Here is a 20531-nt window from a genome sequence, read left to right on the forward strand (position 1 = left end):
GCAAACCGGCTAGAATCGATGGCTTTTTCGCGCGTCTTGGCTGGCAAGATGCGCAGCCAACAGCTAGACGTCAAAGGGCCGCTGCGCCCTCGCACACATCATGAAGATCGCTCAAGAAATCCGCGCCGGTAACGTGATCATGCAGGGCAAAGACCCCATGGTCGTGCTCAAGACCGAATACAGCCGTGGTGGCCGTGGTGCGGCCACCGTGCGCATCAAGATGAAGAGTCTGCTCAGCGGTTTCGGCGCCGAAACCGTGTTCAAGGCCGACGACAAGATGGAACAAATCATCTTGGACAAGAAGGAATGCACCTACACCTACTTCGCTGACCCGATGTACGTGTTCATGGACTCCGAGTACAACCAGTTCGAGGTGGAAGCCGAGAACATGGGCGACTCCGTGAACTACCTGCAAGACAACATGGCAGTCGAAGTGGTGTTCTATGACGGCAAGGCCATCTCGGTCGAACTGCCCACCACCATCGTGCGCGAAATCGAAACCGAACCCGCCGTCAAGGGCGACACCTCGGGCAAGGTCATGAAGCCTGCTCGCGTGGTCGGCACTGGCTTTGAAATCTCTGTGCCGCTGTTTGTGGAGTCGGGCGACAAGATCGAAATCGACACCCGCACGCACGAATACAAAAAGCGCGTCTAAGTTCGCTGCCCATCGTCAGGCCGCGGTCGCGGCCCGGTGCATGCACGACAAAAAGCCAGGTTCCAAGAACCTGGCTTTTTTATTGCTTGCGTCTTGGGCCTCAGCCCTGGCGGCCAGGTTTGGGCGCGAGCCAAATGTCGTTGTGTGCTGCGCCCGCGGGCATCATGGGGTAACAGTTCTCCTCTGCACGCACCACCACATCCAAAAAGAAGGGCTCGGTGCTACGCAGGCACACCGCCAGGGCCTCGTCCAGGTCTTCGCGCGCCTCCACGCGCCAGGCCTGCCAGCCAAAGGCCCGCGCCAAGGCCACAAAGTCGGGCAAGGCTTCGGTGTAGCTGTGGCTGTAGCGGCCGCCGTGAATCAACTCCTGCCACTGGCGCACCATGCCCATATAGCCGTTGTTGGAGAGCACCAGCTTGACGGGCGCGCGGTGCTGGCGCGCGGTGGACAGCTCCTGGATGTTCATGAGCACCGAGGCGTCACCGCTGACGCACACCACCATGCGCTCGGGGTGCGCAATCTGCGCGCCTATGGCCGCGGGCAGGCCATAGCCCATGGTGCCGGCTCCGCCTGAACTCAACCAGCGCCCGGGCAGCTCCTGCGCGATGTACTGCGCCGCCCACATCTGGTGCTGGCCCACATCGGTGGCCACAACGGCGTCACGCCCGTGCAGCGCGCGCGCAAGCTGGCGCATCAGCGCCTGAGGGGCAATGTCGCCGTGGCTGTGATCTTCAAAATCCAGGCAACGCTGGCTGCGCCACTGCTCGATGCGCTGCCACCAGGGTGCGAGCGAAGGCCGCGGTCTACCGTGAGGCCAAGCCTGCAGCACAGCGCGCAGGGTGTCTTCACAGTCGCCCACCAGGGCCACTTCGGGTTGCACGACTTTGCCGATTTCGCGCGGGTCGATGTCCAAATGGATGAAGCGTGCCTGCGGGCAAAAGCCCGACAGCTGGCCCGTCACGCGGTCGTCAAACCGCGCACCCACGGCCAGCACCACATCGGCCTCGTGCATGGCCAGATTGGCCTCCAGCGTGCCGTGCATGCCCAGCATGCCCAGGCATTGCGGATCAGTGGCCGGGTAGGCGCCCAGCCCCATGAGGGTGAGCGTGCAAGGCGCACCGCTGAGGCGCACCAGCTCCGCCAAGGCCGCACAAGCCCCTGCCCCGGCGTTGATGAGGCCACCGCCGCCGTACACCACGGGCCGGCGTGCCTGCGCCAGCAAGTGCGCGGCACGCTGCACCGAATCGCGGTCCAACAACGGCGCAGCCGGTGCGCGGGGCCATTGACGCGGCGCGCCACCCGCCAGCGCGCTCATCTCTTGCAGCGCCGGACGCAGCGCCTCCGCGGGCTGTTGGGCCAACTGCAAGTCTTTGGGAAAGTCCAGCAGCACAGGCCCAGGGCGCCCGCTGCGGGCGGTCTCGAATGCTTGGCGCAAGAGCGGCAACACCTGCTGCGCTTCGCGAATCTGCGCGTTCCACTTGGTCACCGGTGCAGAAATGCCCAAGGCATCAGCCTCCTGAAAGGCCTGAGTGCCGATGGCCGTGCTGGCCACCTGCCCGCTGATGCACAGCACAGGGATGGAGTCGCTCAGCGCGTCCAAGAGGCCCGTGGTGGTGTTGGTCATGCCCGGGCCGGAGGTGACGAAGACCACGCCGACGCGGCCCGTGCTGCGCGCATAGCCCTGGGCAGCGTGCACGGCGGCCTGCTCGTGGCGCACCAGCACGTGGCGCAGCCGGGGCTCGCCGTGCAGCGCGTCGTAGAGCGGCAGCACGGCACCGCCGGGGTAGCCAAACACCGTGTCCACACCCAGGGCCAGCAGCCCGGCAATCAGGGCTTGTGCACCGCTGCAAGAGCTCGCACAAGAGGCCTGCGCGGGCTCGGCCATGGGTTTGCCAGCGGCCAAAGACGGATTTTCTATACAGCTCGACATGCGCCCACTATGCCGAGAGTCACGCAGAAATACTTTCTGTTATTGCTGCCATTGCCTGCAATGACAGAAAATTCTTCCGAATTTCCGGAGGCACCCCCATTGAAACTCGATCGTCTGGACTTGGCCATCCTCAGCGAGCTGCAGCGCGACGCACGCCTGAGCCTGCAAGACCTCAGCCAGCGCGTGGGGCTGACCAGTTCGCCCTGCTGGAACCGCATCAAGCGGCTGGAGCAGCAAGGCGTGATCGAGGGCTACACGGTGCGTGTGAATGCCGCCAAGGTGGGCCTGGCGGACACAGTAATCGTGCACCTCACACTGGACAGCCACTCAGACGAGGCGCTGTTTGAGTTTGGCCGCGCGCTAGAAGCCATTCCCGAAGTGCTGGAGGCCTATTTGGTCTCGGGCGACTACGACTACCTGGTGCGCATTGCCGTGGCCGACACGCGCGACTACGAGCGGCTGCTGCGCGAGAAGCTCTACAAAATCCCTGGCATCCGCCACAGCAAGAGCAGCTTTGTGCTGCGCCAACTCAAGCAAAGCCCGCTGCCGCTGATGCGTTGATGCCCTGGGCGCAGGGCTCACTCAAACGCGCCTTCGCGCATCCACTTGGTGGCCACCCACTTCTCGCCCTCCTGCACTGGCGCGCCGCCGTGCAGCGTGAGCGTGCCGGGGTCGGGCCGGTCGTAGCTGAAGAACACCGCATTGCCCTTGATGGCCATGACGTCGAGCTTGATGTCGGGGAAGACGGTGGCTCCACCCACAGGCGGGGTGTTGAGGTACATCACCAGCGTGCCCACGCGCTGACCACCGCGCTTCAAGATGGCAGCGGAGCTGGCGTGCTTGGGGTCGAAGTAGTCGTAGTGCGGCAGGTATTCCGCACCGCGGCGGTAGCGCAGCACCTGCAGGCCCTCGCCATGCGTCACCGGCCAGCGCAGCAGGCGCGCAATGCGCTGCTCGATGCGGGCGCACAGCTCGGTTTCACCACGCTCGAAAAACATGCCCTCGCTGGTGCGCGCGGCATTCACTTCCGAGCCCTCGTCCGCCGTGGCCACGGTTTCTGAGCGCGAGAGCCGCCCGCGCGCCGCCTCGGCCAGGGCATCGCATTCGGCATCGGTCATGAAGCCGCCAAACACCACCACACGCGGGTGCTGCAGCGCCAGCAAGACCTTCACACTGTGACCGTCGATCTCCAGCACGCTGCGGCCAGCGCTGAGGTCGGGCTCAGGCACACCCTCTTTGGGCAAGGCGGTCGGTGTGCGTGGCGCAGCCACCCAGTGGGCGGCGGGCTGCTCCAGCTGGGTCAGCACCTGGCTGGCGGCTTCCACGCGCCAGCCGCTGCTGAGCATGGCCTGGTAGAGCGCTTCGCGCGAGACTCCGGCAGCAATCTGCTGCTGCGCCCATTGGCGCAGCTCGGGCGTGATGGATTGCGTCATGGCAGAAATCCTGAAAGATCAAAGAGCAATAGCTCAGGATTCAATGAGGCGGCGGCGGAACACCAGCCGGTCTGGTGCCGAGCATTCTGGCGCAAAGGCATAGCCTTCCAGATCAAAGGCCGTGAGCCGCTCAGGCATGTCGATGCGCTGCGTCACCGCCCAGCGCGCCATCAGGCCACGCGCACGCTTGGCGTAGAAGCTGATGATTTTGTAGCGACCGCCCTTCCAGTCCTCGAACTGGCATTCGATGACGCGGGGCTTGAGCACTTTCTTGCGATCGGCCGCCTTGAAGTACTCCTGCGAAGCCAGGTTCACGATGACCGGGCAGGCCTGCGCCGCGCAAACCGTGTTGAGGTGCGCGGCGATGCGGTCGCCCCAGTAAGCGTAGAGATTGCCCCCGCGCGCATTGGCCAGCGCCGTGCCCATCTCCAGGCGGTAGGGCTGCATCCAGTCCAGCGGGCGCAGCACGCCGTAAAGGCCGGAGAGCACGCGCACATGCTGCTGCGCCCAGGCCAGATCGGCCGCACTCAGCGTCGAGGCCGCAAGACCCTCGTACACATCGCCATTGAAGGCCAGCACCGCGGGCTTGCTGTTGGCCGGCGTGAACTCGGTCGACCACAGCGCATAGCGCGCCACATTGAGGGTGGCCAGCGCGTCAGACAGCGACATCAGCTCAGCCACATCGGCCGGGGTTTTCTCGCGCAGCAAGGCCACGAGTTCTGCGGCTTCGGGCACAAATTGCGGCAGCGTGGCTTGGGCCGCCACCGCCTCGGGCACGGGGCTGTCGTAGTCCAGGGATTTGGCCGGGGAAAGCAAAAAAATCATGGGGCTCAGCAACGCCGCATGGGCGGTGTCTCAAACAAAAAATGCGTGCTGCGCTGGGAGCGCGGGCACGCAGTATAGGGAGCGACCTCAGCCCCGACGAGTGCGTTTACGGCGCCAGCAGCTCGTTGAGTGCCGCCACGTGTTCGGCCGTCAGCGCGCCAGCGGCCTGGCGCAGCTTCAAAGCGTTGAGCAGCACGTCGTAGCGGGCCCGTGCCAGGTCGCGCTGCGTGGTGTAGAGCTGGGTTTGAGCGTTGAGCACATCCAGGTTCACGCGCACACCCACTTTGTAGCCGAGCTGGGTGGACTCGAGGGCCAGCTTGGTAGAGGCCTCGGCGGCCTCGTAGGCGCGCACCTGAGCCAGCAGCGACTGCACGCCAAAGAAGGTGCGGCGCGTGCCTTCGCTGACTTGGCGCCGTGTAGCCACCAAGTCTTGGCGAGACTTTTCTTGCAAGGCCAGCGTCTCGCGCGTGCGCGCATCGACGGCGCCGCCCGAGTACACGGGCAGCGTCACCGTCACGCCCAGACTGGCGCTGGGTGTGGTGCCGCGCTGGGCTGCCACATATTGCGAGCCGCTGAGCCGCTGGGCGCCCAGCGTGCTGCTGAGGTCCACCGTGGGCAGGTGCCCAGCCTTGGCCTTGCTCACTTCCAACTCAGCCACTTCCAGCCCGATTTGTGCCTTACGCACTGCGGGGTGCTCGGCGTCGGCGCGCTCCACCCAAGCCTGCACATCGCCGGGGGGAACCGCGGGCAGGCCCACAGGCTGCGCCAGGGGCTTGGGCTGCACACCGCTGCGACCCACGAGCTGGTCCAGCGTCACCTGCGCCACGCGCAAATCGTTGTCAGCCTTGATTTCCTGCGCCGTGGCCAGGTCAAACCGCGACTGGGCTTCGCGCGTGTCGGTGATGGTGGCCGTGCCGACTTCGAAATTGCGCTTGGCCGAGGCCAGTTGTTCGCCAATCGCTTTCTTGGACGCTTGCGTGGTGGCCAAAGCATCCTGCGCCGCCAGCACATCAAAGTAGGCCTGGGCCACACGCACGATGAGGTCCTGCTCGGCCTGTGCCACATCCAGCTGCGCCACTTCCAAGCTGCGCTGCGCCTGCTCGATGCTCACGGCGTTGGCACGATTGAACAGCGACATGCGCGCCTGCAAGCCGGTTTGCAAAACGGTGCTGCCCACGCGGTCGCGAGGCAAGCTGCCGGGCGGGTCAGATTCCGACCTCGTGGCGCTGGTGGACAAGCCCAGCGTGGGCCGCGCCAGAGCCTGCGTTTGCGCAGCCCGGTGGGGCGCGGCGCTGGCCTGGGCCAAGGCGGCCAGATAGCTGGCGTCGTAAGCAAGGGCGGCTTCGTACAGCTCTTTGAGGCTTTGCGCCTGCGCGCCCACCTGCATGCCCCCCAGAACTCCTGCCACAACCATGGCCCACAACAGCTTGCCTGGGCCAGAAGGCCGACGGCCGCGCACGCCATTGGCAGAGTTTGGAATCATGGGGCTCCTCCGGTGGTGATTTTGAAAGACTCTGCAGTGTATAGAGCGCACCGCTCGCGCTGGGGTCTGGTGTGACGATCTGCGCCCAAGCAAACCCCAAACGCGCTACGGCGCGACCAACAGCAAAAACATGCCCCTTGAGCGCAGCCGTGACGCCGCGCTCAGGTGCTTAGAAGGTGAAGGTTGCGGGTTCTTGCAGACCGGGCAGACGCGCCACCACGGTTTCGAGCAGCACCTCGGTGGTCCAGCCCGTGGCCGTGCGGCGGCGCAGTTGCAGCTGCATGGCGGGCTCCTCGCCCACCACGGCCAGCAGTCGGCCGCCCACCTTCACTTGGTCCAGCAGTGCCTGGGGCACTTCAGCCACCGAGCCGCACAGCAGCACGGCGTCAAACGGGGCCTCGGCCATCACGCCGTCTTGCGCCGGACCTTGGTGAATGGTGACGTTCACGCAGCCGCTGCGGCGCAGGGACTCACGCGCATGTGCTGCCAGCTCGGCATCGGCTTCGACCGAATGCACGTGCTGGGCCTTGTGCGACAGCAGCGCGGTCAAATAGCCCATGCCGGTGCCAATTTCCAGCACCTTCTCGTGACGCAGCACTTTCAAGGCCTGCAGCATGCGCGCCTCAACCCGAGGGGCCAGCGCCTTGCGCTCGCCGCTCAGAGGCAGCTCGGTGTCCACAAAGGCCAGTTGGCGCAGTGCTGCGGGCACGAAGTCCTCACGCCGCACCAGCGACAGCAACTCCAGCACGCTGCTATCGAGCACATCCCAGGGACGGATCTGCTGTTCGATCATGTTGAAGCGGGCTTGTTCAAAATTCATATCGGTGTCCTTGTGAGGCGCCCGCACCGAGGTGGGCACCCAAACGCAGTTGCGCATTTAAAGCCAGGGAGCAATTCTACGAAGCTGCAGGCGGCTCATGTTCAGTGCTTGGGCCCCAAGCGACGGCGCAGCCAAGTGCTGAGGTCGTCCAAGTAGCAATAGATCACAGGCACCACCACCAAGGTCAGCAGCGAAGAGGTGATCACCCCCCCAATCACCGCCTGCCCCATGGGGGCGCGATGCTCTGAGCCTTCGCTCAGCGCAAAAGCCAGCGGCACCATGCCAAACACCATGGCCAGCGTGGTCATCAAAATCGGGCGCAGGCGCACTTGGGCGGCGTGCAGCAAGGCTTGCTCTCGGCCCATGGGCTGGGCATCCACCCCGTGGCCATGCACACCCTCACGGGAGCGGATGGCGAAGTCGATGAGCAAGATGGCGTTTTTCGTCACCAAGCCCATGAGCATGACGATGCCGATGATGCTGAACATATTGAGCGTGGAGCGAAACGCCAGCAGCGCCAGCACCACGCCGATGAGCGTCAGCGGCAGTGAGCTCATCAGCGCCAGGGGCTGCAAAAAGCTCTTGAACTGGCTGGCCAGGATCATGTAGATGAAGATCACCGCCAAACCGAGCGCACCCATGGCGTACTGGAAGGACTCGGTCATGTTCTTGGTCGAGCCGCCAAAGCTGTAGCGGTAGCCCGGTGGCATGGCGGTGCTGTCCAGCACTTTCTTGATATCAGCCGACACCTCGCCGGGGCTGCGGCCCAAGGCGTTGGCGTCGATATTGACCTCGCGGTTCATGTCGCGCCGGTTGATCTGGTTGGGCCCCACACCCGGCGTCACTTCAGCCACCTGGGACAGCCGCACCACGCGCGAGCTGCCATCGGCCGCGGGGGCGATCACCAGGGGCAGCTGTGCCAGCGTGTCCAAACGGTCGCGCTGCTCGGGAGGCAGCTGCACCAGCACGTCGTAGTTCTGCCCGTCTGGCGCGCGCCAGCTGCCAGCTTTGGTGCCGGCCACCAGGGTGCGCAAGCTGCCAGCCAGCGCGTTGACGTTGAGCCCCGCGTCCGCAGCGGCGTCGCGTTTGACCTCAATCGACACCGTGGGCTTGCTGGGCTTGAGCGTGCTGTCCATGTCCACCAGGCCCGGAATCTGGCTCACGCGCGCCATCACCTCATTGGCCAGACGCTGCAACTCACCCAAATCCGGCCCCTGCAGCGAGAACTGCAAGCTCTTGCCCCCACCCAAATCGGTCTGGCCGATGTTGGTGACGGTAATGCCCGGAATTTGCGCCAGGCGCTCACGCAGCGGCGTGGTGAGGTCGGTCACTGAGCGCTTGCGGTCTTTGCGGTCCACCAGGCGCACGTAGATAGAGCCGTAAATCTTGCCCGCGGCAAAGCCGCTGTTGATGGTGGTGACGGTGTAGCGCACCTCCGGCAGCTGGTGCAGCACGGCATCGATCTGCCGCGCCCGGGCCTCGGTGAGCTGCAGCGACGAACCCACAGGCGTGTAGAAGTTGACCTGGGTCTCAGACATATCGCTCTTGGGCACAAACTCCTTGCCAATGCTGCCCATGAGCCCACAGCTGGCCACCAGCGTGGACAGCGCAATCGCCAGCGTGGCGCCCTTGTGCGCCAGGGACCAGCCCAGAATGCGCTGGTATTGCGCCGACAGCCACAGCGTGAAGCGGTCGAACAACGCGGTCAGGCGACCCAGGGTGCGGTCGTACAAACCACCCTGCCCGCTGGCTTGCCCATGCGCCGCCGCTTGAGGGTCGTGCCAGATGCTGGAGAGCATGGGGTCCAGCGTGAAGCTCACAAACATGGAGATCAGCACCGCCGCCACGATGGTGATGCCGAACTCGTGGAAGAACTTGCCCACGATGCCGCCCATAAAGCCAATGGGCAGGAACACCGCCACGATGGACAAGGTGGTAGCGAGCACCGCCAGGCCAATCTCTGCCGTGCCATCCAGCGCGGCCTGTCTGGGGCTCACCCCCATGGCCACATGCCGCACGATGTTCTCGCGCACCACAATGGCGTCGTCAATCAACAAGCCCACGCACAGGCTCAAGGCCATCATGGTGATGTTGTTGATGGTGAAGCCAAACACATACATGAAGAGAAAGGTGCCGATGAGGGCGATGGGCAGGGTCAAGCCCGTGATGACTGTCGAGCGCCAGCTGTTGAGGAACAGGAAGACGATCAAGACGGTGAGCACCGCACCTTCGATGAGGGTGCGCTGCACATTGGCCACCGACACCCGCACGGCGCGTGAGCTGTCGCGGTTGACTTCGAGCTGCACGCCTTTGGGCGCTTGGGCGCGGGCTTCGGCCAGCGCCGCCTGCAGGCCGTCGACCACGGCAATGGTGTTCTCGCCCTGGCTTTTTTGCACCGCCAGCAGCACCGTGCGCTGGCCGTTGTAGAGCGCCAGGCTTTCCTCTTCCTGCGGGCCGTCCACCACATCGGCCACCTGCCAGAGCTTGATGGGCGCACCCTGGCGCCGCGTCACGACGATGTCGCGAAACTCCTCTGGGCGCTCAATGCGGGCGTTGATCTGCACCACACGCTCTTGAAGCGCCGCGCGCAGCGTGCCCACGGGCAGCTCCTGGTTTTCGCTGCGCACAGCGGCCAGAATCTGGTCCACCCCCACGCCCAGCGACTCCATGGCCTGGGGTTTGAGGCGGATTTGAATCTGTCGCTGCAAGCCCCCGACCACGCTCACCGAACCCACGCCGCGCACGTTTTCCAGGCGCTTTTGCAGCACCTGCGTGGCCCAGGTGGTCAGCTCCTGGGTGCTTTTGCCGCTGCTGCCAGGCAACACAGCCACGTTGAAAATGGGCTGGCTTTGCGGGTCAAAGCGCGAGATGCGGGGCTCTTTGACCTCGTCACGCAGCGTGGGGCGAATCAGCGCCACCTTCTCGCGCACGTCTTCGGCGGCTTTGCGGCCATCCATATCGAGGTTGAACTCGATGATGACCACCGAGGTCCCTTCATAAGAGCGCGAGGACAGCGTGTTGATGCCCGCCACCGTGTTGACGGCTTCCTCGACCTTCTTGGTGACTTCGGCTTCGACGATTTCCGGCGAAGCGCCGGGGTAGTCCATGGCCACCACCACGGTGGGGAAGTCGACGTTGGGGAATTGGTCGACCGACAAACGCTGGTAACTGAACAGCCCCAAAACCACAAAGGCCAGCATGACCATGGTGGCCATGACGGGGTTGGCAATCGAGATGCGGGTGAACCACATGCTGTGCTCCTGGCTGCGCTGTCAGCGGCTTGCAGCCGAGGCCGCGCTGGCGGCATCCGCGCCGGGCAAGGCCACCGCGGTGCCCTCGGCCACCTGACCCGCTGCGCCGCTGAGCACCAGCTCCCCGCCGCGCAGACCGCTGAGCACCTCCACCACCTGGCGCGTGCGGCTGCCCACGCGGGCTTGCCCTTGCTGGCCCAGCACCACCTCGCGTGCCAACAGCTTGCCTTGATCAATCACCAGCACATAGGGCCGCGCGCGGTCCACACGCACATCTTCACGCCCCACCAGCAAGGCCTCGCGGCTGTCCAGCACCACCGTGCCCCGCGCAAACGCGCCATGGCGCAAGCCTGGCTGCCCGGCCACGCGGACATAAGCCAGCACGGCGCGCGAGCCCGCTTGCGCCGCAGGGTTGATGCGCACCACCTTGCCCTGCACCTTGGCAGGCAACCCCTCCACCTCCAACTCGGCGGCAGCCCCAACGCGCAAAGCAGCTGCCTGCTCGGGGGCCAGGGTCGCTTCCAGCTCCAGGGCCGACAGGTCGACGATTTCCAGCACCCGCCCATCCACAGCCACACGCTCGCCAGGCTGCGCCAAGCGCTGCGACACCACACCGCTGATGGGCGCCAGCAAGCGCGTGTCGTTCAAAGACTTTTGCGCCAAGGCCTGTGCCGCACTCATGGCCTGCAGGTTCGCCCGCGCGGCGGCGTCGTTGGACTGCGCCGTCTCCAGCGCCGTGGGCGACACAAAACCTTGCGCCACCAGCGCACGGCTGTTGTCCAGATTGCGCTTGGAGATTTCAGCCTGAGCCTGTGCTGCCTGGGCGTTTTCGCGCGCCTGGCGCAGACGCAGCTCGGACTCCGTAGGGTCCAGCACGCCCAGCAGCTGACCCGCACGCACAGCATCGCCCTCGCGCACCGAGAGTTGCTGCAGCTCCGCCGCCACCTTGGCCTTGACCACGGCCATATTGACGGCCTTCAAGCCGCCTGACAGGTCCAGGGTGTGGGCCAACACGCCGCGCTCCGCCCTGCTGACATCGACAGCTCCCAGTTGCAAAGGCGCGGGGGTACGGGCTTGAGATTCAGCCGCACCCTGGGTCTGGCGCGACTGCCATGCCCGGCCACCCAGGGCCAGCAACACCACCAGCGCCACCAAGCACCACAAGATCTTCTTCGTCGATTTGCTCATTCTCAGCATGGCGCTTGGCGCCCCTCGGACGTGACAGGTCAGCGTTCGAGTATCGACGATGGCATTTACAGGCCGTCAGCCCCCCGCCACAAGCAAGGGGGCAGATTTTCAGCAGAAACAAGGCAGCAAAGCCAAGCCGCTATCATGCGCGCGCCTAAAAGAATGCGCGGGGTCGCCGCTGGCCTTTGCTGGGCAACAACAACGGAGCGTTTGTGGACATCATTGTGCTGATCAAGGCCGCGATCATGGGGATCGTCGAGGGCCTGACCGAGTTTTTGCCCATCTCTTCAACAGGGCACCTCATCCTGGCGGGTTCGCTGCTGGGCTTTGACGATGCCAAGAGCAAGGTGTTCGACATCGCCATCCAGACCGGCGCGATTCTGGCCGTCATCATCGTGTACTGGCAGCGTCTGCGCGAGACTGCAGCCGGCCTGGGCAGCGACGCCAGAGCGCGGCGCTTTGTGCTGAACGTGGCCATTGGCTTCTTCCCGGCCGTGGTGCTGGGTTTGCTGCTGGGCAAAGCCATCAAGGCCCATCTCTTCACCCCCACGGTGGTGGCTGCGGCCTTCATCATCGGCGGCTTCATCATTCTCTGGGCCGAGCGGCGCGCGCCCTCAGCCACGCGGGTGCATGAGGTGGACGACATGACGCCGCTGGACGCCCTCAAAGTCGGCCTGGTGCAGTGTCTGGCCATGGTGCCGGGCACCAGCCGCTCAGGGGCCACCATCATCGGCGGCATGCTGCTGGGCCTCTCACGCAAAGCCGCCACAGACTTCTCTTTCTTCCTGGCCATTCCCACCCTGATCGGGGCAGGCTTCTACAGCCTCTACAAAGAGCGCGCGCTGCTGGAAATGTCCGACGCACCCATGTTCGGCGTGGGCCTGCTGTTTGCCTTTGTCAGCGCCTGGATTTGCGTGCGCTGGCTCTTGCGCTACATCGCCACGCACAGCTTTGTGGTGTTTGCTTGGTATCGCATTGCCTTTGGTTTGGTGGTGCTTGGTACTGCCTGGAGCGGCCTGGTGGTGTGGGCTGACTAAAATCCACCCATGAGCATCACCATCAAAAGCGGCGCCGACATCGACGCCATGCGCGTCGCCGGGCGTCTGGCCTCCGAAGTGTTGGACATGCTGACGCCGCACGTGCGGCCTGGCATCAGCACCGAGCAGCTCGACAAGCTCGCGCACGACTACATCGTGAACGTCCAGCAGGCCGTACCCGCGCCGCTGAACTACACGCCGCCGGGCTACATCCCCTACCCCAAATCCATCTGCACCTCCATCAACCACCAGGTCTGCCACGGCATTCCCAATGACCGCCCTTTGAAGAACGGCGACATCGTCAACATCGACGTCACCGTCATCAAAGACGGCTGGCATGGCGACACCAGCCGCATGTTTGTGGTGGGCGAAGGCTCCATCGCCGCCAAGCGGCTGTGCGCGCTGACCTATGAGGCCATGTGGAAGGGCATTGCCAAAGTGCGCCCAGGCGCACGGCTGGGCGACATCGGCAACGCCATTCAAACCTTTGCCGAAAACGCGGGCTTCTCGGTGGTGCGTGAGTTCTGCGGCCACGGCATTGGCCAGAAGTTCCATGAAGAGCCGCAAATCCTGCACTACGGCAAACCCGGCACGCTGGATGTGCTGGTGCCCGGCATGGTGTTCACCATCGAGCCCATGATCAACGCCGGGCGGCGCGAAATCCGCGAGATGGGCGACGGCTGGACCATCGTCACCAAAGACCGCTCACTGTCCGCGCAGTGGGAGCACACCCTGGCGGTGACGGAGACGGGCTATGAGGTGCTGACGCTCTCGGCGGGCAGCCCACCAGTGCCCGACTTCATTCAAAACAGCCTGGCTCCCTAAAAAGCCGAGAGAGGGCCCATGCCTACCCCGACCGAGGACTTGCGTCAGCATTTCAAGGCGGGCAAGCAAGCCCTGCTGAACGAGTTCGCCGCTGCGCGCCCCAGCGCGGCGGGCGCGCGGCGCCTGATGCGGCGCTTGTGCCGCCATGTCGACGGCGTGCTGGTGCAGCTGTGGCGCGCATCGGGCATCAGCGCCTTGGTGCCCGACGCCGCCCTGCTGGCCGTGGGAGGCTACGGACGCGGCGAGCTCTTCCCGCACTCCGACGTCGACATCCTGATTCTTCTGCCCGACGGCACCGAGGCCCACATGCCCGGGCCCCTCAAGCAAGCGCTGGAAGACTTTATTGCCCACTGCTGGGACATCGGGCTGGAGCTCGGCGCGGCCGTGCGCACTGAGCAGGAAAGCCTGGCCGCAGCCCAGGCCGACATCACCGTGCAAACTGCCCTGCTTGAGCTGCGCTGGCTGGCCGGACCGCGCCCGCGCGTACAGGCCTTTGCGCAGCGCCAGGCCCAGCAGGTGGACGTGCCCGCCTTTGTGCGCGCCAAGCTGCTGGAAATGCGCCAGCGCCACACCAAGCACGAGGACACCCCCTACGCCCTGGAACCCAATTGCAAGGAAAGCCCGGGCGGGCTGCGCGATTTGCAGGTGCTGATTTGGATGGCCCGCGCCGCGGGCTTTGGCAGCACCTGGAGCGAGTTGGTGGCCAAAGAGCTGATCACCTCCTTTGAAAGCCAGCAGCTGCAATCCAACGAGGGCTTGCTCAACCTCATTCGCTGCCAGCTGCACCTGGTGGCGGGGCGGCGTGAAGACCGCCTGCTGTTTGACCTGCAAACTGTCGTGGCCGAACGCTTTGGCTACCAAGCCCGCGACGGGCAGCGCGCCAGCGAACAGCTCATGCGCCGCTACTACTGGGCCGCCAAGGCGGTGGCGCAGCTCAATCAGATCTTGGTGCTCAACCTCGAAGAGCGCGTCACCGACAGCCGCGCCCGCGCCACCACGCGCCGCCTCAACCCCTATTTCCTGGACCGTGGTGGCCTGCTCGAAATTGCTCACGACACGCTCTACCAAAACGACCCTAGAGCGATTTTGCAAACCTTCTTGATGTACCAGCAAACGCCGGGCATCAAGGGTTTATCTGCGCGCACCCTGCGCGGGCTCTACAACGCACGCGGCCTGATGGACGCGAGCTTTCGCCGCGACCCCGAGAACCGGCGCTGCTTCATGCAAATCATGCAGCAGACGCAAGGGCAGACGCACGCCTTGCGGCTCATGAACCAGACCTCGGTGCTGGGCCGCTACCTGTGGGTGTTTCGGCGCATCGTCGGGCGCATGCAGCACGACTTGTTCCACGTCTACACCGTGGACCAGCACATCCTCATGGTGCTGCGCAATGTGCGGCGTTTTTTCATCCCCGAGCACGCCCACGAGTACCCGTTTTGCTCGCAGCTGGCCAGCCAGTTTGCGCGCCCCCATGTGCTGTATGTGGCCGCGCTGTTTCACGACATTGCCAAAGGCCGCGGCGGGGATCACTCCCAGCTGGGTGCCGTGGAGGTGCGCCGCTTCGCACGCGAACACCAGCTCAGCAGCGAGGACCGCGAGCTGGTGGAGTTCTTGGTGGCCGAGCACCTCACCATGTCGCGCGTAGCGCAAAAGGAAGACCTCAGCGAACCCGCCGTCATCCAGGACTTTGCCCAGCGCGTGCGCACGCCACGCCACCTCACGGCGCTGTACTTGCTCACCGTGGCCGATATCCGCGGCACCGGCCCCAAGGTGTGGAATGCCTGGAAGGGCAAGTTGCTGGAAGACCTCTTTCGCCTGACGCTGCGCGCGCTCGGCGGTGCGCGGCCCGATCAACACGCTGACATCGAGGCCCGTAAACAAGACGCACGCCAGCAGTTGGCCCTTCTTGCCCAACTGCCCGGGGGGGAAGACAAACTTTGGTCCACGCTGACGGTGAGCTACTTTGCACGCCACGATGCGCAGGAGCTGGCCTGGCATGCGCGCGCGCTGTGGCGCCATGTCGATGGCGGCCACGCTGTGGTGTGTGCACGGCCATCGGGGGTCGGCGAAGGCTTGCAAGTACTGGTCTACGCGCCCGACCAGCAAGACCTGTTTGCCCGCATATGCGGCTACTTTGACGGCGCGAGCTTCAACATCCTGGACGCCAAAGTCCACACCACGCGCAGCGGCTATGCGCTCGACACCTTCGAAGTCACAGCCCCGGCGCTGGAACTCAACCACCGCGACTTGGCCTCGCTGGTGGAGTCACAGCTCACGGTGGTGCTGCAGCGGGCCGGGCCGCTGCCCGCACCACGGCGCGGGCGTCTGTCGCGGCGCGTCAAGAGCTTCCCCTACCCGCCGCGCGTGACGCTGCGCCCGGACGAGCGCGCTCAAGCCTGGCTGCTGAGCGTCAGCGCCAGCGACCGCGCGGGCTTGCTCTACGCCATTGCCCGCGTGCTGGCGCACCACGGCATCAATTTGCAGCTGGCGCGCATCTCCACCCTGGGCGAGCGGGTGGAGGACACCTTCTTGGTCGACGGCCCTGCCCTACAGCAAAACCGCCAGCAACTGCAGGTCGAGAGCGACCTGCTCGATGCCCTGAGCCTGCCGGGCTGAAGCCCTGCGCAGGCCGCCACAGGCGTTTTAGACCGCCAGCAGCTCCACCTCAAACAGCAGCGTGGCGTGCGGCGGGATCACGCCGCCAGCGCCATAGGCGCCGTAGGCCAGCTCCGACGGAATGACCAGCATGCGCGTGCCACCGACTTGCATGCCTTGCACGCCTTGATCCCAGCCCGGAATGACCTCACCCGCGCCGAGATGGAAGCGGAAAGGATCGCCACGGTCTTTGCTGGAATCGAACTTGCGGCCGCGCAGGCCGTTTTGGTAGAGCCAGCCGGTGTAGTGCACCGTCACGCGTTGGCCCGCAGTGGCCTGCGCACCTGAGCCGGTGACGCGGTCTTCGTACTGCAGCCCGGTGTCGGTGGTGCTCAGCTGCAAGGTCACGGCCTCAGCGCCGCCGCTCAGGCCCAGCAGTTCCACTTCAAACATCAAGGTGGCGTTGGGCGGGATCACGCCACCCGCACCGCGTGCGCCATAGCCCAGCTGCGGCGGGATCACCAGCACGCGCTTGCCGCCCACTTGCATGCCTTGCACGCCCTCGTCCCAGCCACGGATGACCATGCCCGCATCAAGCTCGAACTCAAAGGGCTCGCCACGGTCACGGCTGGAATCGAATTTGGCGCCGCGTTGGCCATCTTTGTAGAGCCAGCCGGTGTAGTGCACGCGCACGTCTTGGCCGCTGCTGGCCGTCGCGCCGCTGCCGACCTGGCTGTCTTCGTACTGCAGGCCGCTGTCGGTGGTGATCATGAGATCGTCCTTGGGGAAGTCAACAAAGGGCGACATCATGCCAGCCTCAGCGCCGTTTGGCGCCTATGCGGCTGCAGCTTCAGCACCAGCGCCGCGCCCAGGCCGCCACAGCATCTTGCAGCCAGGGCCCTGGCGCTTGCGCCCTCGACACCTCGCCCAGCTCCAGGTAAGCCGCCGCTTCACGCAGCGCCTGCAGCGCCAGCTCGGGCGTGCCCAAGTTCAAGGCCGCAGCACCGTTTTGCTTGGAGAGCTTGTGTCCATCCGCCGCCAGCACCAGGGGCGTATGCAAATAGCGTGGGCGCGGCAGAGCCAGGCGTTCTTGCAAATGGCACTGGCGCGGCGTGTTGTCCGCCAAGTCTTCGCCGCGCACCACGTCCGTCACGCCCTGTGCGGCATCGTCCACCACCACCGCCAGCTGGTAGGCCCACAAGCCGTCGGAGCGCTTGAGCACAAAGTCCCCCACCGCGCTGGGCACATCCTGTTGCTGGGCGCCCAAGCGGCGGTCCTGCCAAGTCAAGATGTGTGGCGAGCTTGGCGCTTCACCCAGGCTGCTCACACCCAGGGCCTCAGTCCCCACATACAGACGCCAGGCACGGCCGGGGCGCCCTTGCAGCCCGGTGCGGCAGGTGCCGGGGTAAACCAGTTCGCCATGGCGGGGTTTGATGAGGCCGCGGCGCTCATGCGCGAGCGCGATATCGCTGCGCGAGCAGGCGCAGGGGTAAGCCCAGCCCGAGGCCACCAGGCGCCGCAAGGCCTCCTCGTACACCGCGCCACGGCGCGACTGCCACAGCGGTGCTTCGTCGGGCACGAGCTCCAATTGCGCGAGCTGCCACAAGATGTGCTGGTCGGCCCCAGCCACACAGCGCGGCCCATCCACATCTTCAATGCGCACCAACCAGCGCCCGCCGTGAGCGCGGGCATCGAGCCAACTGGCCAGCGCCGCCACCAAAGAGCCGGCATGCAGCACCCCCGTAGGCGAGGGTGCAAACCGCCCCACGTAGGGCTGCTGGCCAAGAGCGTGCCCCACAGCGCTCACAGCAAGAGCCCGTCGTGTTGCTCCAACAGCGCTTGGCGCGTGGCCGGGCTCGCCAAACGCTGCAGCCACCAGGCCAGCGCCTTGCCCGGCGGCTGGCCGGTGTCGCGCCAGGCGTAGTGCAGCTTGGCCAGGCGCGGCGCCACCTGGGTTTGCATGGCCACCAAGCGCCCGGCCGCAATCTGGTGCTGCACCATGCTGCGCGGCAGCCAGCCGCAGCCCAGCGCGCGCAGCAGGGCTTCGACTTTGGCCGCCATGCTGGGCAGGGTCAGCGTCTCCTGCCCAGGCGCCACACCCAAAGTGACTGGAACCAAGGTGCGCGCCGTGTCAGCCACCGCCACGATGCGGTGGCGCGCAATGTCTGCGCTGGTCAAAGGCTGCTTTTTGGCCGCCAGCGGATGGTGAGGCGCCACACAAAACACCATGTTCAGCTCCCCCAACTCCTCACAGCGCACGGCCACACCCGGCAGCTGTGTGCTGGTGCCAATGGCCAAATCTGCCTGCCCGCTGAGCAAGGCCTCCCAAGTGCCGGACAGCACTTCAGAGCGCAGCTTGAGCTGTGTGGGCGGCGGCAGGCCCTGCTCGCGCTGTGCGTAGAAGTCCTGCATCAAATCAAACAAAGCCCGGGGCGCCACGATGTCGTCCACGGCAATGGTCAGCGCACTCTCCCAGCCCGTGGCCACACGGCGCACACGGTGTGCCACCGCTTCCATCTCCATGAGCAGGTGCCGACCCTGGAGCAACAACTCATGCCCCGCCGCGGTCATGACGGCTTGGCGACTGCTGCGGTCAAACAGCAGCACGTCCAGAGCCTCTTCGAGCTGGCGCACGCTGTAGGTCAGGGCCGACGGCACCTTGCCCATTTCCCGCGCCGCCGCTGCAAAGCTGCCGGTGCGCGCAATGGCATCCATCATGGCCAGGGCCTCGGGCGTGAGCACACGGCGGCGGTCCATCTGGGTTGGCAGGCCAGGCAGATCAGAGCCCTTGTTGGAACTTGGTGTGGCCGCACGAGAGCGGCCAGGTCGCGCTGATTGGGTGGAGCCTGTGCGTGGCGCGGGTTTGAACTCAGCCATCTCTTCATCATATTTGAACGATGGCTTCAAGCCGCGCCTCCCCCGCCCTGCCCGCTCCAACCTAGAGTCAGACCCAGCGCCCTCGCCACAGTCTTTGCACCGAAGAGCAGTCCATGCACGAATTCATTCCATCGGCCCGTCGCGGCCACGCCAACCACGGTTGGCTCGACAGCTATCACAGCTTTTCTTTTGCCGACTTCTACGACCCACAGCGCATGGGCTTTGGTCCGCTGCGCGTCATCAACGAAGACCGCATCGCGCCAGGCACCGGGTTTGGTACGCACGGGCACAGGAATATGGAAATCATCAGCTACGTCGCCCAAGGTGGTCTGGCCCACCGCGACAGCCTCGGCCACTCGGGCGTGATTGAGCCCGGACAGGTCCAGCGCATGAGCGCGGGCAAAGGCATCATGCACAGCGAATACAACCACGCCGCTGACGCCACCACCCATTTCTTCCAGATCTGGATCGAACCCAATCAGCTCGACCTGCCCCCCAGCTACGAGCAAGGCGATTTCTCAACTGCAGACAAGCGCGGACGGCTGTGCCTGATTGCTTCACCCGACGGCGCCGAGTCCTCGCTGCGCCTGCACCAAGACGCGCGGTTCTATGCAGGCCTATTTGATGGTGCCGAATCATGCAGCCTCCCCCTCGCACCCGGGCGTCTGGCCTATGTGCATGCGGTGCAGGGTCAGATCGAGGTCAACGGCGTGCGGCTCAACACGGGGGACGCCCTGCAAATCAGCCAGGAAGCCAGTTTGCACCTCATGCATGGCAACTCTGCGGAGGTCTTGGTGTTCGATCTGCCCAGTTGAGCTGACATGCAGGACTGACTCCGCCTCTACACTCGAGCCCATGATGGGCTTGCTCAAACACCTCGATGTCTTCCCGCCAGCTGACTGGCTGGCTATCGTTGTATTTCTTTGTGGCTGGGTGGGGTATGCGATTTTTGCCAAGCGCCACGCAGAACAACGGGCCTCGCTGCTGGCGCTGACCAATCGCATCCGACGCCAGTGGATGTACCAGCTCACCTTTCGTGACACCCGTGTGTTGGATGGAGCCATCGCTCAAAACCTCAACTCCAGCCCCTCGTTTTTTGCCTCCACCACCATCCTGATCATCGGGGGCCTGCTGGCGGCACTGAGTACTGGGGAGCAAGCCCGCGCCGTGGTGCGCGACCTGCCCTTCACGGTCAACACCAGCATTTTGGTGTTCGAGCTCAAGCTGGTGTTGCTCACCGCGATTTTTGTCTACGCGTTTTTCCGCTTCACCTGGAGCATGCGGCAATACAGCTTCGGCGCCTTGCTGATTGCGTCCGTCCCAGAGGCCACGCAGTTCCTGGAGGAGAAACTCAGCCGCGAGGACTTTGCAGACCGCGCAGGCACGGTGGTGGGCTTGGCTGCTGAGAGCTTCAACGACGGGCTGCGCGCCTATTACCTGGCGTTTGCCGTCGTGGCTTGGTTCTTCTCACCCTGGGCTTTTATGGCGGGCACCTTGGGGGTGATCTACATCCTGTATCAGCGGGAATTCAATTCCGATGTGCTCGTAGCCCTGCGGGCTGCACAGCGCTGAGGGAATCAGGCCAGCTGGCAGCTTTGCCAACTGGCCCGCC

Annotated in this window: 17 protein-coding genes and 1 pseudogene; 7 read left to right on the forward strand and 11 right to left on the reverse strand. The window is 65.0% G+C overall.

From position 1 onward, the window contains the following. The first annotated feature begins 100 nt into the window (after positions 1 to 100). Entirely contained in the window at positions 101 to 655 is a 555-nt protein-coding gene (efp, locus tag ACG0Z6_RS08105; protein WP_394460255.1) for an elongation factor P, read from the forward strand. A gap of 100 nt (positions 656 to 755) precedes the next feature. Here efp and ilvB read toward each other — a convergent pair whose 3' ends face one another. Then, positions 756 to 2585, reverse strand: coding sequence for a biosynthetic-type acetolactate synthase large subunit (gene ilvB, locus ACG0Z6_RS08110; protein WP_394460257.1), 1830 nt, complete (start codon positions 2583 to 2585; stop codon positions 756 to 758). 99 nt (positions 2586 to 2684) lie between these two features. Between ilvB and ACG0Z6_RS08115 the strand changes: the two genes are divergently transcribed. Then, positions 2685 to 3146, forward strand: a complete 462-nt coding sequence (locus ACG0Z6_RS08115; RefSeq protein WP_394460259.1) for an Lrp/AsnC family transcriptional regulator — start codon at positions 2685 to 2687, stop codon at positions 3144 to 3146. A 17-nt stretch (positions 3147 to 3163) separates the two neighbouring features. Here the strand turns inward: ACG0Z6_RS08115 and ACG0Z6_RS08120 are convergent, their stop codons facing one another. The 6 genes from ACG0Z6_RS08120 to ACG0Z6_RS08145 form a co-directional block, all read right to left on the reverse strand. After that, positions 3164 to 4018: a 2OG-Fe(II) oxygenase gene (locus tag ACG0Z6_RS08120; protein WP_394460260.1), complete on the reverse strand. Its 855-nt coding sequence runs from the start codon at positions 4016 to 4018 to the stop codon at positions 3164 to 3166. A 33-nt stretch (positions 4019 to 4051) separates the two neighbouring features. Further along, on the reverse strand, positions 4052 to 4843 hold the full coding sequence (yaaA, locus tag ACG0Z6_RS08125; protein WP_394460262.1) for a peroxide stress protein YaaA: 792 nt from the start codon (positions 4841 to 4843) through the stop codon (positions 4052 to 4054). A gap of 106 nt (positions 4844 to 4949) precedes the next feature. After that, a complete protein-coding gene (locus ACG0Z6_RS08130) occupies positions 4950 to 6326 on the reverse strand; it encodes a TolC family outer membrane protein (RefSeq protein ID WP_394460263.1) in 1377 nt (458 codons plus the stop codon). A 169-nt stretch (positions 6327 to 6495) separates the two neighbouring features. Further along, positions 6496 to 7146: a protein-L-isoaspartate O-methyltransferase family protein gene (locus ACG0Z6_RS08135; protein ID WP_394460264.1), complete on the reverse strand. Its 651-nt coding sequence runs from the start codon at positions 7144 to 7146 to the stop codon at positions 6496 to 6498. Between the two features lie 101 nt (positions 7147 to 7247). Continuing rightward, positions 7248 to 10397, reverse strand: a complete 3150-nt coding sequence (locus ACG0Z6_RS08140; RefSeq protein ID WP_394460266.1) for an efflux RND transporter permease subunit — start codon at positions 10395 to 10397, stop codon at positions 7248 to 7250. 21 nt (positions 10398 to 10418) lie between these two features. Beyond that, a complete protein-coding gene (locus ACG0Z6_RS08145) occupies positions 10419 to 11585 on the reverse strand; it encodes an efflux RND transporter periplasmic adaptor subunit (protein WP_394460268.1) in 1167 nt (388 codons plus the stop codon). A gap of 212 nt (positions 11586 to 11797) precedes the next feature. Between ACG0Z6_RS08145 and ACG0Z6_RS08150 the strand changes: the two genes are divergently transcribed. The 3 genes from ACG0Z6_RS08150 to ACG0Z6_RS08160 are packed head-to-tail and all read left to right on the forward strand — an operon-like array spanning position 11798 to position 16063. Beyond that, a complete protein-coding gene (locus tag ACG0Z6_RS08150) occupies positions 11798 to 12622 on the forward strand; it encodes an undecaprenyl-diphosphate phosphatase (RefSeq protein WP_394460270.1) in 825 nt (274 codons plus the stop codon). 9 nt (positions 12623 to 12631) lie between these two features. Next, positions 12632 to 13447: a type I methionyl aminopeptidase gene (gene map / locus ACG0Z6_RS08155; RefSeq protein WP_394460272.1), complete on the forward strand. Its 816-nt coding sequence runs from the start codon at positions 12632 to 12634 to the stop codon at positions 13445 to 13447. Positions 13448 to 13465: 18 nt separating this feature from the next. Next, on the forward strand, positions 13466 to 16063 hold the full coding sequence (locus ACG0Z6_RS08160) for a [protein-PII] uridylyltransferase (protein ID WP_394460274.1): 2598 nt from the start codon (positions 13466 to 13468) through the stop codon (positions 16061 to 16063). Positions 16064 to 16090: 27 nt separating this feature from the next. On the opposite strand, the gene ACG0Z6_RS08165 is transcribed toward ACG0Z6_RS08160, so the two are convergent. The 4 genes and pseudogenes from ACG0Z6_RS08165 to ACG0Z6_RS08180 form a co-directional block, all read right to left on the reverse strand. Beyond that, positions 16091 to 16438, reverse strand: a complete 348-nt coding sequence (locus ACG0Z6_RS08165; RefSeq protein ID WP_394460988.1) for an FKBP-type peptidyl-prolyl cis-trans isomerase — start codon at positions 16436 to 16438, stop codon at positions 16091 to 16093. Positions 16439 to 16468: 30 nt separating this feature from the next. Then, a pseudogene (locus ACG0Z6_RS08170) lies at positions 16469 to 16813 on the reverse strand (FKBP-type peptidyl-prolyl cis-trans isomerase); the annotation flags it as partial. Between the two features lie 79 nt (positions 16814 to 16892). Further along, positions 16893 to 17849, reverse strand: a complete 957-nt coding sequence (gene gluQRS / locus ACG0Z6_RS08175) for a tRNA glutamyl-Q(34) synthetase GluQRS (RefSeq protein ID WP_394460276.1) — start codon at positions 17847 to 17849, stop codon at positions 16893 to 16895. After that, entirely contained in the window at positions 17846 to 18799 is a 954-nt protein-coding gene (locus ACG0Z6_RS08180; RefSeq protein WP_394460278.1) for a LysR family transcriptional regulator, read from the reverse strand. Before ACG0Z6_RS08180 ends, gluQRS begins: the two co-directional genes overlap by 4 nt. 233 nt (positions 18800 to 19032) lie before the next feature. On the opposite strand from ACG0Z6_RS08180, the gene ACG0Z6_RS08185 reads away from it, so the two are divergent. Together ACG0Z6_RS08185 and ACG0Z6_RS08190 are read left to right on the forward strand one after the other, a co-directional pair. After that, positions 19033 to 19734 (forward strand): pirin family protein, encoded by a 702-nt coding sequence (locus tag ACG0Z6_RS08185; RefSeq protein WP_394460279.1) that lies wholly within the window; start codon positions 19033 to 19035, stop codon positions 19732 to 19734. A gap of 40 nt (positions 19735 to 19774) precedes the next feature. After that, complete coding sequence (locus ACG0Z6_RS08190; protein ID WP_394460281.1) at positions 19775 to 20491, forward strand: DUF599 domain-containing protein; 717 nt, start codon at positions 19775 to 19777, stop codon at positions 20489 to 20491. Positions 20492 to 20531 lie beyond the last annotated feature (40 nt).

The organism is Roseateles rivi (genome assembly GCF_043555845.1).
Lineage (GTDB): Bacteria > Pseudomonadota > Gammaproteobacteria > Burkholderiales > Burkholderiaceae_C > Roseateles > Roseateles rivi.